This is a genomic window from Dokdonella sp. (genome assembly GCF_035703485.1).
Lineage (GTDB): Bacteria > Pseudomonadota > Gammaproteobacteria > Xanthomonadales > Rhodanobacteraceae > Dokdonella.
This window is the reverse complement of record NZ_DASSYD010000192.1, coordinates 1-11,537: the sequence shown is the minus strand read 5'-3', so window position 1 is coordinate 11,537 and position 11,537 is coordinate 1. Positions and strand designations below refer to the sequence as shown.

Annotated in this window: 15 protein-coding genes, 1 other RNA gene and 1 pseudogene; 12 read left to right on the top strand and 5 right to left on the bottom strand. The window is 57.8% G+C overall.

The features are described from left to right. The 3 genes and pseudogenes from VFN25_RS14640 to corA all read left to right on the top strand — a co-directional run. Positions 1-250 (top strand): annotated as a pseudogene (locus tag VFN25_RS14640) (type II toxin-antitoxin system HipA family toxin); the annotation flags it as partial. 138 nt (positions 251-388) lie between these two features. Beyond that, entirely contained in the window at positions 389-784 is a 396-nt protein-coding gene (locus VFN25_RS14635; RefSeq protein WP_325143195.1) for an MAPEG family protein, read from the top strand. A 17-nt stretch (positions 785-801) separates the two neighbouring features. Next, positions 802-1,773, top strand: coding sequence for a magnesium/cobalt transporter CorA (gene corA / locus VFN25_RS14630; RefSeq protein WP_325143194.1), 972 nt, complete (start codon positions 802-804; stop codon positions 1,771-1,773). A 70-nt stretch (positions 1,774-1,843) separates the two neighbouring features. On the opposite strand, the gene VFN25_RS14625 is transcribed toward corA, so the two are convergent. After that, on the bottom strand, positions 1,844-2,548 hold the full coding sequence (locus tag VFN25_RS14625; protein WP_325143192.1) for a glutathione S-transferase N-terminal domain-containing protein: 705 nt from the start codon (positions 2,546-2,548) through the stop codon (positions 1,844-1,846). Positions 2,549-2,695: 147 nt separating this feature from the next. Then, positions 2,696-3,136 (bottom strand): glycine zipper 2TM domain-containing protein, encoded by a 441-nt coding sequence (locus tag VFN25_RS14620; protein WP_325143190.1) that lies wholly within the window; start codon positions 3,134-3,136, stop codon positions 2,696-2,698. A gap of 186 nt (positions 3,137-3,322) precedes the next feature. Here VFN25_RS14620 and VFN25_RS14615 point away from each other — a divergent pair, with 186 nt between their 5' ends. After that, positions 3,323-4,525 (top strand): magnesium transporter, encoded by a 1,203-nt coding sequence (locus VFN25_RS14615; protein WP_325143188.1) that lies wholly within the window; start codon positions 3,323-3,325, stop codon positions 4,523-4,525. A gap of 20 nt (positions 4,526-4,545) precedes the next feature. After that, a complete protein-coding gene (locus VFN25_RS14610; RefSeq protein WP_325143186.1) occupies positions 4,546-5,325 on the top strand; it encodes a TatD family hydrolase in 780 nt (259 codons plus the stop codon). Positions 5,326-5,379: 54 nt separating this feature from the next. On the opposite strand, the gene tcdA is transcribed toward VFN25_RS14610, so the two are convergent. Continuing rightward, positions 5,380-6,189 (bottom strand): tRNA cyclic N6-threonylcarbamoyladenosine(37) synthase TcdA, encoded by an 810-nt coding sequence (gene tcdA / locus VFN25_RS14605; protein ID WP_325143184.1) that lies wholly within the window; start codon positions 6,187-6,189, stop codon positions 5,380-5,382. A gap of 64 nt (positions 6,190-6,253) precedes the next feature. Between tcdA and VFN25_RS14600 the strand changes: the two genes are divergently transcribed. After that, the gene (locus VFN25_RS14600; RefSeq protein WP_325143182.1) at positions 6,254-6,640 is read left to right on the top strand and encodes a hypothetical protein; all 387 of its coding nucleotides are present in this window, start codon (positions 6,254-6,256) and stop codon (positions 6,638-6,640) included. Between the two features lie 150 nt (positions 6,641-6,790). Here VFN25_RS14600 and VFN25_RS14595 read toward each other — a convergent pair whose 3' ends face one another. After that, on the bottom strand, positions 6,791-7,351 hold the full coding sequence (locus VFN25_RS14595) for a sigma-70 family RNA polymerase sigma factor (protein WP_325143179.1): 561 nt from the start codon (positions 7,349-7,351) through the stop codon (positions 6,791-6,793). A gap of 85 nt (positions 7,352-7,436) precedes the next feature. On the opposite strand from VFN25_RS14595, the gene VFN25_RS14590 reads away from it, so the two are divergent. Beyond that, the gene (locus VFN25_RS14590; RefSeq protein ID WP_325143177.1) at positions 7,437-7,646 is read left to right on the top strand and encodes a hypothetical protein; all 210 of its coding nucleotides are present in this window, start codon (positions 7,437-7,439) and stop codon (positions 7,644-7,646) included. A gap of 242 nt (positions 7,647-7,888) precedes the next feature. Here VFN25_RS14590 and VFN25_RS14585 read toward each other — a convergent pair whose 3' ends face one another. Further along, a complete protein-coding gene (locus VFN25_RS14585) occupies positions 7,889-8,392 on the bottom strand; it encodes an STM3941 family protein (RefSeq protein WP_325143176.1) in 504 nt (167 codons plus the stop codon). A gap of 104 nt (positions 8,393-8,496) precedes the next feature. Here VFN25_RS14585 and VFN25_RS14580 point away from each other — a divergent pair, with 104 nt between their 5' ends. From VFN25_RS14580 to VFN25_RS14560, 5 genes are all read left to right on the top strand, one after another. Next, positions 8,497-8,997 (top strand): hypothetical protein, encoded by a 501-nt coding sequence (locus tag VFN25_RS14580; protein ID WP_325143174.1) that lies wholly within the window; start codon positions 8,497-8,499, stop codon positions 8,995-8,997. A 77-nt stretch (positions 8,998-9,074) separates the two neighbouring features. Beyond that, positions 9,075-9,429: a transfer-messenger RNA gene (ssrA, locus tag VFN25_RS14575) on the top strand. Between the two features lie 192 nt (positions 9,430-9,621). Then, the gene (pyrC, locus tag VFN25_RS14570; protein ID WP_325143172.1) at positions 9,622-10,668 is read left to right on the top strand and encodes a dihydroorotase; all 1,047 of its coding nucleotides are present in this window, start codon (positions 9,622-9,624) and stop codon (positions 10,666-10,668) included. Between the two features lie 214 nt (positions 10,669-10,882). After that, positions 10,883-11,194 carry a DUF1778 domain-containing protein gene (locus VFN25_RS14565; RefSeq protein ID WP_325143170.1) on the top strand — a complete coding sequence of 104 codons (312 nt, stop codon included), beginning with the start codon at positions 10,883-10,885 and terminating at the stop codon, positions 11,192-11,194. Then, positions 11,163-11,537, top strand: a 375-nt coding sequence (locus VFN25_RS14560; protein WP_325143168.1) for a GNAT family N-acetyltransferase, incomplete at its 3' end; no start/stop codon positions are given. The genes VFN25_RS14565 and VFN25_RS14560, both read left to right, overlap by 32 nt.

The window sequence follows — 11,537 nt, the reverse complement described above, 5'->3', positions numbered from 1 at the left end:
CAGCTACAACCCGGAAGGCCTGTGGACCTCGAAACACCAGATGTCGATGAACGGCAAGCGCGATGACTTCAGCCTGGAGGATTTCCGCGACTGCGCAAAATCGGCTTCGATGAAGCGTGGTCGCGCCGAGACGATCATCGGCGAGGTAACCGATGCCGTACGCGACTGGCCCGCGTTTGCGGCAAGTGCCGATGTTGCTCCCGAGTGGCAGGAAGCAATCCAGCGCAACCTGCGCCTGGACATCACATAGCAATGCTGATCAACAATCTCCGCCACGACTGCCGGCAATACAGACGCTGACTTTGCGAGCACGTATGCTGGAGTGGAAACCAACAACACCACCGCAAGCTTGCCATCGCGGCCCCGATATCAACCTCCGAGGTAACCCATGTCAATTGTCGATCTGCTGATCGTCCTGGCCTTGTCCCAGTACATCTTTTTCACCGTTCGCGTCGGCAAGGCCCGCGGAACCTATGGGATTTCCGCACCCGCGACAACGGGAAATCCAGTTTTTGAACGCTTCTACCGTGTGCAGACCAACACGCTGGAGATGTTGATCATGCTCATTCCGTCGACATGGATCGCATCCTCCTACTGGAACCCGATCTTCGTTGCCGCGATGATCGTGATCTATCTCGTCGGAAGGCAGATCTATTACGCGAGCTACATCAAGGAGCCGAAAAAACGCTCGCTGGGCTTCTTCCTCACTGTTCTGCCGATCTTCATCCTGCTGATTTCCGCGGCAACAGGTGCGCTCATGAGCCTGCTGCAGACGACGTTCTAGCGGAGCGGGAGACGCCAATGATCAGCATCCGTTCGTGGGGCAAATCCGGCGAAGAATTCAGCGAGATCGAGCCCTCCCGGTTCGTGCTCGATTCAGTCAGCGCAAGCCGGCTGGTCTGGATTGACCTGGTCGGCGATGAAACCGCCGAGCACCAGCAATTTCTGCAGGATCAGCTCGGCCTCGACAAGCTGGCCATTGAAGACGCCATGCGTCATCGCCACCCACCAAAATTCGAGATCCTCGAAGATGGCTTGAATTTTCTGCTCATGCGCGGATTCGACGCCGCCAGTACCAGTGTCAAATTTGGCACGATCCAGTTGGCCATGTTCTGGCGCGGAAACCTCGTCGTCACCCGTCACGCCAAACCGTCGGCAAGCATTTCCGAAGTGCAGACAGCTCTGGCCAATGCCGAGCAACCTGCGCCGGCTGATGCCTGGCGACTGCTCTACGCGATCCTGCGCCGCTTGCTGGATCGCTACCTGCCAATCCTGCTCAAGATCGAAGCCCGTCTCGAAGAGATTGAGGAGCTGATTCTGAAGCGGCCGAGCGATCGCCTGCTCGCCGAGCTCATGGAATTCAGCAGTCAGCTCAAGCGTTTGCGGCGGATTGGCGCTTACCACGAAAAGTGCTTTGCCAGTCTGCGTACGCACGATCCGAAGGCACGCGGCATTCATGTCACCCAGTTGACCGATCTGTTCGAACAGGCCGAACGACTGCACAGCCTGGCAACGCTGCAATACGAGATGACCGCGGATCTGACCAACGGCTATCTTTCCGTTTCCGCGCACCGGCTCAACAATGTCATGCGCGTGCTGACCGTGGTCACCGTGTTGTTTGTGCCGCTGACCTTTATCGCCGGCATCTACGGCATGAACTTCGAATTCATGCCCGAATTGCAATGGCGCTGGAGCTATTTCATCGTGCTCGGCTCAATGGCGAGCGTGGCGATCGGCTTGCTGATTGTGTTTCGTCGACGCGGATGGATCTAGGGCAACGTTGATCAAGTGGCGCAATCGTCACGATACCTGTCTGCGCGCAGATCGCTGATCGGCAACATCTTCAGTTGGAAGCGGGAATTTCCAGCCCACGCTTCACCGCAGGTCGGGCCAGTCCGCGCGCAAGCCACTCAGCGACATTGGTGAAGCGGTCGAACTCGACCAGTTCGCGTGCTTCGTAAAACGTGACGAGATTGTCGACCCAGCCAAGCGTGGCGATATCCGCGATCGAGTATTTCTCGCCCATGATCCACGCCCGGGTCTTGAATCGATCATCGAGAACACCCAGCAGGCGCTTCGATTCATTGAGGTATCGCTGCAGCGGGCGCTTGTCGGCAATCTCACGACCGCCGAATTTATTGAAGTATCCCACTTGTCCAAACATCGGACCGATCGACGCCATCTGGAAGAAGAGCCACTGGATCGTTTCCCAGCGCAAAGCCGGATCATCCGACAGGAACCGGCCGGTTTTCTCGGCGAGGTAGAGGAGAATCGCCCCGGACTCGAACAAGGCCAACGGCTCACCGCCGGGGCCATCCGGATCAATGATGGCGGGAATCTTTCCATTCGGATTGAGCGAAAGGAACTCCGCCGTATGACTTTCCCCCAGGGTGATGTCGACTCGATGCGCTTCATAGTCGAGCCCGGTCTCTTCAAGCATGATCGATGCCTTGACTCCGTTTGGCGTATTCAACGAATAGAGCTGGATACGTTGCGGAAATCGGGCGGGCCAACGTCTACTGATCGGAAAATTGCTGAGTTTCGACACGGGCCACTCCATTCGCTTTGCAAGACTGGACAACAATATGGGCGCTCTGGCGGCAACAGCAAGTGGACCGGCCAATGATGCGATGAAAAAGAAAAAGCCGACAATTTGTCGGCTTTTTTTGCAATCCGGATTTTCAGGCGGGCTGGATCAGCGCGCCGGCACAACATAACCGTTGTCGATATAAACCCGATCACCACGACGCATGCGGTAAGCATTGTCTTGTCTGTATGTGCGTGTACCACCGCGATCCATTCGCACCACAATACGGTAGACGCTAGGTGACTGACGATTGTTCTTCTCCACCTGATGTCCAATGGCACCGCCAGCGACGGCTCCGGCAATCGTTGCGGCGTTGCGTCCGTCGCCCTTGCCCACCTGGTTGCCAAGCGCGCCACCCACGATGGCTCCGAGCACGGTTCCGCCGCCGAGATGATTGCTGCTTTGACCGATCGAGGATATCTGGATGATCTGTCCGCAGCTGTCACAGCCCCGGTCATAATAGTTCCCGCGCACCTGCGTCGGTTGCATGGGGACACAGGCTGCAAGAGCCAGACTTGTCACGCCTGCCAGCAATAAACGATTCAACATGATGACGTCTCCTCTGATACGACTGCTCCGGCAAATACCGGAACACGCACACAAGAGTGACGACATGCAGATGAACACGATCAAAACTGCTGCGCGAGCGTTCAGCTTGATCACTTGCCAGAGGCCCGTTTCCTACCACGCCAAATGCGCATCGGTTAGCATCGATCTCCCCAGGAACGGATCGCCATGCAAGACGACTCATTGCTGCTCGACGAACTACGTGACATGGACGCCGAAGCGGCCGCACGTCGCCTCGCGGATCTTCCCGATCAATCGATCGTCCGTCTGCTCCAGTCACTGGGGCCGGGGCGTGGCGTCGCCGTGCTCGATCGGTTCGGGCCGGAGAGACGCCGGCACATTGCCTCAGCCGCAGGTCAGAATATTACTGAAACCTGGCTTGCTTATCGCCACTGGCCGGAAGGTTCGGTCGGGCGCCTGACCGAACCTGCTCCCGAGTCGTTTCCCGCGAGTGCGCGGGTTGCCGATGTGCTCGATCGCTTGCGTCCGGTCGCATCCCGCACATTGATCACCTATGTTTTCGTCGTCGACTCGGCGCATTCGCTCATCGGCGTCGTCACGTTTCGCGAGATGGTTTTTGCCGATGGCGACCAGCGCCTTGAAGAAATCATGGTGCCGCGGCCGTTTTCGCTACGGCCTGAAACCGATGTGATCGATGCCATGCATGAGGTCGTGCATCGTCATTACCCAGTCTATCCGGTCTGCGATGCCCAAGGTCGGTTGATCGGCGTGGTCCGTGGATCCGTGCTCTTCGAGGAGCAGGCATTCGAGATCAGTGCGCAGGCCGGCTCCATGGTCGGTGTCGAAAAGGAGGAACGCCTGAGCACCCCCTGGTCGCGAAGTCTGCGCTTTCGGCATCCCTGGTTGCAGCTCAATTTGCTGGCGACGTTTATCACTGCCGCCGTGGTCGGCGTATTCCAGGATACGATCAATCAGATCGTCCTGCTGGCCGTGTTCTTGCCGGTGCTGTCGGATCAATGCAACAACACAGGCTGCCAGGCGCTGGCGGTCACCCTGCGCGGCATGACCTTCGGTGACCTCAAGCCTGGCCACGGCTGGCTGCTTGTCCTCAAGGAATTCTGGCTCGGTTTGCTCAACGGATCACTGACCGGCGTGCTCGGCGGCCTGGCCATGTTCGCCCTGGCCTGGAATCAGGGCAATGAGAATGCTCTTACCCTGGCCGTGATCACCTGGCTGGCGATGGCTGCCAGTTGCGGCGTTGCCGGAATCGTCGGTGCTGGCGTACCGCAAATCCTCAAACGAATCGGCGCCGATCCGGCGACCGCTTCAAGCATCTTCCTGACCAAGGCCACCGACATCGTCAGCCTGGCCATGTTCCTCGGTCTGGCCAGCTGGCTGGTTGCGCAGTGACCGAATTGCCGGAAACTCCGATGCTGATCGACAGCCATTCACATATCGATACCGAAGCATTCGATGCAGATCGAGCCACGGTGATCGAGCGCGCGCGGCAAGTCGGCGTCAAGCGACAAATTGTTCCGGCGATCGCCCGCGAGGGCTGGGGAAACCTGGCCGATGTCTGCAACGCCCATGCGGGACTGTTTCCTGCTTACGGTTTGCATCCGATGTTCCTCGATCAACACCATCCTCGACATCTGGAGGATCTGATCGAAATCATTGATCGGGAAAAGCCGCTGGCGATCGGTGAATGCGGTCTGGATTTCCATGTCGCAGGACTTGATCGTGACAATCAATACACCTACTTCAACGCCCAGCTCGAACTCGCACGAGATCGCGATTTGCCGGTAATCGTGCACGCGCGCAGAGCATTCGACGAAGTCGCTTCCTGTTTGCGAAAGTTCGATGGGCTGCGTGGCGTTGTGCACAGCTTCTCCGGCAGTCAGCAGCAAGCCGAGGCATTCTGGAAGCTGGGTTTCCTTCTCGGCATCGGCGGACCGGTGACCTATCCCCGCGCCAGTCGCTTGCGCGGCATCGTCGCCGACATGCCGATCGATACCCTGCTGCTGGAAACCGATTCGCCGGACCAACCCGTGCACGGGCATCAGGGTCGACGCAACGAACCTTCGATGCTCGTGGAGGTGTTGTCGACCGTGGCCGAGCTACGCGGCGAATCGTGTGAACAAATTGCTCAAGCAACCACACTCAACGCGCAACGATTGTTCAATCTGCCGGATGCTCCATCCAGCCATTGAATCCGCTCCTGGGCAGGTCGGAACCACTTCCGCTCAGGTTCCCCAGCCCTTTGGTCACCCGGACTTTCCTGCCAGCAGCTTCTGAATCGCCGCGGCCACGGCAACGAAGGCAAATGTCGCGGTGACATGCGTAGCCGCGCCGAGTCCCGCGCCGCAATCAAGTTTGAGACCCCCTTCACCGGCCACCGGCCGTTGCCCGCAGACGCTGCCATCGGTTTGTGGATAACGCACGTTCTCCAGCGAGTAGATTGCCGGGACGCCAAAATAGCGCTTGGGTCCGCGCGGAAAGCGAAACTCTTCACGCAGCTTCTTGCGGATCAGGGCCAGCATGGCATCGTGCTCGGTGCGCGAAAGATCGCGCACCCGAACCAGGGTCGGATCGATGCGGCCACCGGCAGAGCCACTGACAATCAGCGGCAACTTGCGGCGGCGGCACCAGGCAATCATCTCGACCTTGACCCGGAACGCATCGCAACAATCGACAACCAGGTCATAGCCACGATCGAGCAGCCGCTCAAGATTCGACGGAGTCAGAAATTCGGCAAACGATTCGACTCTGATCGCGGGGTTGATCGCCTGCGCGCGCTCGGCCATTACCTCGACCTTGGCGCGACCGTATTGCCCGGCCAATGCATGCAGTTGCCGATTGGTATTGCTCACACAAACATCGTCGGCATCTATGAGGGTCAGATGACCGATGGCACTTCGCGCCAGCGCCTCCACCACCCATGATCCAACACCGCCCATTCCAATGACACAGACATGCCTTTCTGCGAGGTACGCGCTGCTGCCGGCGCCATAGAGCCGATCAAGCCCGCGGAAGCGCTCATCCATCGCGGTGGATTCTGGAATAGTCGTACTCATGGGGCGCGGGAGGTTAGCATGTGTTTCACGACAAATTTCAGCAACTGACTCTGGAGATCCACAGATGCGTTACGCCGTCTGCATTGTTCTTGGCCTACTGATCGGCATCATTGCCACCGTCACCACATCCAATGTTCTTGATTCAAAACGCGACCACTATCCGGATTCGTTGATGCACGTCATGGGTCATGAACTTGGCGCGGCCAAAACGGCGGCGGAACTTCCCACCTGCAACGACAACCGCAATGCGCTGGACAAACTGTCGATGCTATCCAACGACATCATCATCGCCATGCCAGACGATGGCGAGCCGGATCGGGTCTTTCATCAATACGCCAAAAACCTGCACGAAAAAGTCGAACTCGCGCGCCAATCTGACTGCGCGAACCGCAAGCAGGCGGTTACCGATATCAAGAACGCCTGCAGCGATTGCCATCGCGATTATCGCTGAAGCCAGACCATGGCAGCCGGCGAATCCCCGGCTGCCATCCGCGAACCCACCTAACGAACTCGGATCAGTCCGCTACTGAGCCGAATTCCCGCGTTTCTGCGCATAACCGGTTACAGCGTTGGCAGACATCGCTGCGCGCATCCGGGATCGCTACGAGGTGTTTTCGCTGAGGGCGTTGAAAAGCCAGATCCGTGCCGCCTGCCAGTGACGCTTGACCGTTGCCACCGAGAGATCAACCGTTTCTGCGGTCTCTTCCAGGTTCATGCCACCGAAATAGCGGAGTTCGACAATGCGCGCCTTGATCGGATCCACCTGTTCCAGACGCGAGAGCGCCACGTCGAGGTCGATCAGATCGATGCCGTTGCTGTCGTCGGCGACATCAAGCTCGGTCAGATCAATTCGCTGTCCACCATCACGTTTTGACGCGGAACGGCGGCGCGCATGATCGATCAGAATCTCACGCATCAGACGCGCTGCAACAGCAAGGATGTGGCTGCGGTCCGCACCCTCTATCGCCGCAGAGCCGGACAGGCGCAACCAGGCTTCGTTGACCAGCGCTGTGGGCTGCAAGGTGTGATCGGCTCGCTCGCGGCGGAATACCTGACCGGCAATCCGGCGCAACTCCGGATACAAAACATGGACAAGACGATCCCGCGCCGCGGAATCGCCTTCTCGCCAGGCCGACAGCCATTCAGTTACCGGTGCATCCATATGACGAGTTTAGCTCGCATTGCGCCCCCTGCAACTGAATTGCGGCCTGGTCGATTCAGCAATCAACCATTGCGGGAGGTACCTCATGATCAAGAACGCCATGGAGCTTCAACTGGAAATTGAAGTGATAGGAATTCTTGAAAAGGTCCTTGCTCTTCCCGAAGAAGAGCGCGAACGCTGGCTCGCTGGACAAAGCCTGAAGGCAAACACTGAAGCCCGAGTTCGATCCCTGATCAACGCGGCATCGGATACCGGCGAGTTCCTCGAAATCCCGGTCAAACTGAGCATGCGTTGATGCTTGTCGCAGTCCGCATGGTTTGACTCGAAAAGGCATCGGTGAAAGTGCCCGAATGACAGACTCTCGCTCCTTGTCGCCTTCCCTGCCGACGTCCCTGCAATTACTGTCATCCGGGCGTTTGATTCACCCCCTGACTCTGCATTGCGTAAATTGGCGGAAAATCGGCTCATCAGGACCTGTCGCTCATGATTTCGAGCGAAATCGCATCGGTAAACCGAGATTGCTCGCCTGCACGAGACTCAGCGCTTGTGTTGTTTCAGACAGCTCTTGAGTCGCTCGATCAAGTTGTTCGGTTCGATCTCCAGCGTTCGCAACACGATCACGCAGGGCGTGCCGAATTGCCCGTGGAAACTTTCGAGCATCGTCGTCGTTCCGTACAACGCCCTGCTGATCACCTTTTCGGGATCAGCCAGATCAATGGCCAGAAACTTCGGATTCCTGGCACCTTCCGGGACCAGGCGGAAGCCCTCTATCTCGCTCCAGATGAAGGCTCGATGCGGCAATGAGGTGCGATCGACGAAACCCCGCGCGTCAACGACGACCACCGGTTGCATGTCCAATGCCTTCCAGATTCCAAGGCCGGCACATATTGCTCCCGCAATCACCAGGCCGGGCGGCAATGCGCGCCACGGAAAACCGCCATCCATCAACGAGTCGCGAAATGCCAACCCCGTCAAGGCAATGACGACCCCGCCGACCACCCAGGTCAAGAAAATGTTCGCCCGACCCTTGATCTCCAGCATGTTCCTGCAACTCCTTGATCCATCTGTCACTTTGTATGTTGATACAGCAAGAAGATAAAGTACAGAATCAAGAACACCCTCATGACCACAAATCGGTAGATACAATGGCATCATCCTGGAATTCCCTGAGCCTCGGCGCGAAGATCCGTCGCGGACATACGTTGCTGTGGTGGGCGCTGGTTTTCCCGTCCGTCGTCATCGTGATGGGCTACACGGCCATATCCAGCACCTTGCACGCCCAGTCCATCCTCAAAGATCATTCGATCGTTCAGGCAACGGTCGCCCTCGATGAAGTGACTCCGCCGACACGGCAACTGGCACGCTTCAAATACAGCTTCGAAGTCGACGGAAAGACTTACAGCAAGAACTTCCCTGTTCCGCAATATCGCGCCGATGATGTCGAAATCGGCAGCACCATTGCGGTCGCCTACGCCAATTTCGATCCGGACCAGTCGCAACGCGAGGAATTGCTCGCAGGCAACGCCGATCTGAAAGCGAATCTGACCTCGGCCCTGACCCTGTCCGCGCTAGGTGCGGTACTCATCGGCTTTTTCTGGCTGTTCTTCTCGTTTTTCATCAACAGGCGGACCGCGATGCTCGATTGACCGACGCGCCCTTGAACTCGCCAAAATCATCCCGATCTGATCTTCAATGCCAGCCTCGTGCTAGCATTCGGTTCCCCGGGGGTGTCATGGCTTCGACGGGGGTAGTGAGATAGCTTGGTGCATGCCGAGGGGGCGACTTTCCTCGTTAATCCAGTAGCAAACTTTTAGTTGCCAACGACGACAACTACGCACTCGCCGCTTAAGGCGTAAGCCGGGAACCCACTTGTGCTCATGCTCGTGGATGTACCGTCATTATCATGAGATAGCCTGATTTCGCCGTCTGACGAATGAAGGGCGAAACTTTTCAGACTGGTCGACCGGTGCGTTTCGCACGCTGTACTGCCGGAAGACGAGATCGAACAGTGAGCTAAGCATGTAGTACTGGGCGTCAATCGCCTTCGGACGCGGGTTCAACTCCCGCCACCTCCACCATACAAAGCAAAGGGCTGCCGCAAGGTGGCCCTTTTGCTGTGCGGATGCGCGATGTCGCCTCGAGTTCGGCGGAAATTGGTCGTGTTCCGGATTCTCTCTGTTGCAACACAACGGGGGATTACCGATCATCTCCGACGCGACGTCGCCGTCGAATACACCTGTTTTCGCCAATACGAACGAAGGAAGTGACACGTGCCAACACAACCTGACCACCTGTCGATCACCCGTCCGGATGACTGGCACTTGCATCTGCGGGATGGCGTTGCGCTGGCCGCCGTATTGTCCGATACGGCACGCCAATTTTCCCGCGCGATTGTCATGCCCAATCTCGTGCCGCCGGTGACAAATGTTGCATTGGCCGGCGCTTACCGTGAGCGGATCCTCGCCGCCTTGCCGAAAGGCATGCACTTCGAACCGCTGATGACGCTTTACCTGACTGAAACGACATCGCCCGCTGACATCGCCGATGCCAAGGCCAGTGGGTTCATCCACGCAGTCAAGTACTACCCTGCCGGCGCGACCACGCATTCCGATGCGGGCGTGCGTGATTTGGCGCGTTGCAAAGCCACCCTTGCCGCCATGGCCACGCATGACCTGCCACTCCTGATGCATGGCGAGGTCACCGATCCCAGCATCGACATATTCGATCGCGAACACACGTTTATTGAAACCCGGCTCAAGCCAACTCTTCAGGAATTTCCTGAGCTGCGCGTCGTGCTTGAACACATCACAACCCGACACGCAGTGGAGTTTGTTGAACGAAGCTCCGAGCGAATTGCTGCGACCATCACCGCCCATCACTTGCTGCTCAATCGCAATCATTTGTTTACCGGCGGCATTCGACCACACCACTACTGCTTGCCAGTCCTGAAGCGGGAAATTCACCGACAGGCCTTGCTGGATGCAGCAACCGGAGGCAACCCGAAATTTTTTCTCGGCACCGACAGCGCTCCCCATGCACGACATGCCAAAGAGTCCGCGTGCGGTTGCGCGGGTATCTACACCGCGCATGCCGCGATGGAACTCTATGCCGAGGCTTTTGACTCGGTAGGCCGACTCGACCGGCTCGAAGCATTTGCCAGCCACCATGGCGCAGATTTCTACCGACTGCCGCGAAACACGGACCAACTTGTTTTGCAACGGCGCGCGCAGCGGGTTCCGCAAGAACTGCCGTTTGGTGACGATCACATCGTGCCGCTTCGTGCCGGCGAAGACATCGCATTCACGCTGGCAAGTTGATGCAACCCGATCGGTCTACCGCATTGCTCACAAGAAGACTGCTGGGCGCATAGGTTTGTTGCGATCAGGGAATCGCCTTTTACGACGCTTCCACGGAAGGCAAATTCGCGTGATTGCAAAAACGACGAATCCGGATGCTTTCCACCACAGTCTACGATGGCGCCATTTTGGCGACAGTGATACGCTATGGCTCTGGAGCCATTGAGATACCGCCATGACAACTTCCACAGCCAAACAGGAACGCATCGGTGCGCGTGTGCCACCCGATGTTTATGAAACCTTGACCCGAGCCGCCGAACTCACAGGCGCGACGGTGAACCAGTTTCTGGTTCAGTCGGCCTTGAAGGAAGCTCAGGCCGTGATCGAACGCGAGCAGACCATTCGATTGTCACGGCGCGACTTCGAACGTCTGCTCGATCTGCTCGACCGTCCATTCAAGCCGAATCCGCGGATCAAGGCAGCCATGAAGCACTACCAGAAGGCCAAACGCGCCGATGCTGATAACTCCTTTAGCTGGCAACCATAACAGACAGAATTTTGACTGCGGTCGTGCGGAGCTGAATGACTGGCTACGAAGCATTGCCCGGCAGCATCAGGACAAGGGTCTGTCCAGGACGTTCGTCGCTACTCTGGAGAATCAGCCCACGCAGATCTACGCCTACTACGCGTTGACCTTGACCGAAGTGGATGCGCGGTCGCTCATGGGGCAACGTCGCAGTAAGTTGCCGCGCCTGATTCCTGGCGTGCGACTGGGTCGTCTGGCTGTTGATCGTCGCTATCAGGGCAAGCGTCTGGGTGAGCTATTGCTGATGGATTCCATCGAGCGAGTGCGCCGCATCACCGAGCATGCGGGAGTGGTTGGGCTGTTT

Excerpts from the sequence above, each read along its gene's own strand:
- VFN25_RS14635 (WP_325143195.1), top strand. The coding sequence starts at position 389 with ATGTCAATTGTCGATCTGCTGATCGTCCTGGCCTTGTCCCAGTACATC.
- corA (WP_325143194.1), top strand. The coding sequence starts at position 802 with ATGATCAGCATCCGTTCGTGGGGCAAATCCGGCGAAGAATTCAGCGAG.
- VFN25_RS14620 (WP_325143190.1), bottom strand. The coding sequence starts at position 3,136 with ATGTTGAATCGTTTATTGCTGGCAGGCGTGACAAGTCTGGCTCTTGCA.
- VFN25_RS14615 (WP_325143188.1), top strand. The coding sequence starts at position 3,323 with ATGCAAGACGACTCATTGCTGCTCGACGAACTACGTGACATGGACGCC.
- VFN25_RS14610 (WP_325143186.1), top strand. The coding sequence starts at position 4,546 with ATGCTGATCGACAGCCATTCACATATCGATACCGAAGCATTCGATGCA.
- tcdA (WP_325143184.1), bottom strand. The coding sequence starts at position 6,189 with ATGAGTACGACTATTCCAGAATCCACCGCGATGGATGAGCGCTTCCGC.
- VFN25_RS14600 (WP_325143182.1), top strand. The coding sequence starts at position 6,254 with ATGCGTTACGCCGTCTGCATTGTTCTTGGCCTACTGATCGGCATCATT.
- VFN25_RS14595 (WP_325143179.1), bottom strand. The coding sequence starts at position 7,351 with ATGGATGCACCGGTAACTGAATGGCTGTCGGCCTGGCGAGAAGGCGAT.
- VFN25_RS14590 (WP_325143177.1), top strand. The coding sequence starts at position 7,437 with ATGATCAAGAACGCCATGGAGCTTCAACTGGAAATTGAAGTGATAGGA.
- VFN25_RS14585 (WP_325143176.1), bottom strand. The coding sequence starts at position 8,392 with ATGCTGGAGATCAAGGGTCGGGCGAACATTTTCTTGACCTGGGTGGTC.
- VFN25_RS14580 (WP_325143174.1), top strand. The coding sequence starts at position 8,497 with ATGGCATCATCCTGGAATTCCCTGAGCCTCGGCGCGAAGATCCGTCGC.
- VFN25_RS14565 (WP_325143170.1), top strand. The coding sequence starts at position 10,883 with ATGACAACTTCCACAGCCAAACAGGAACGCATCGGTGCGCGTGTGCCA.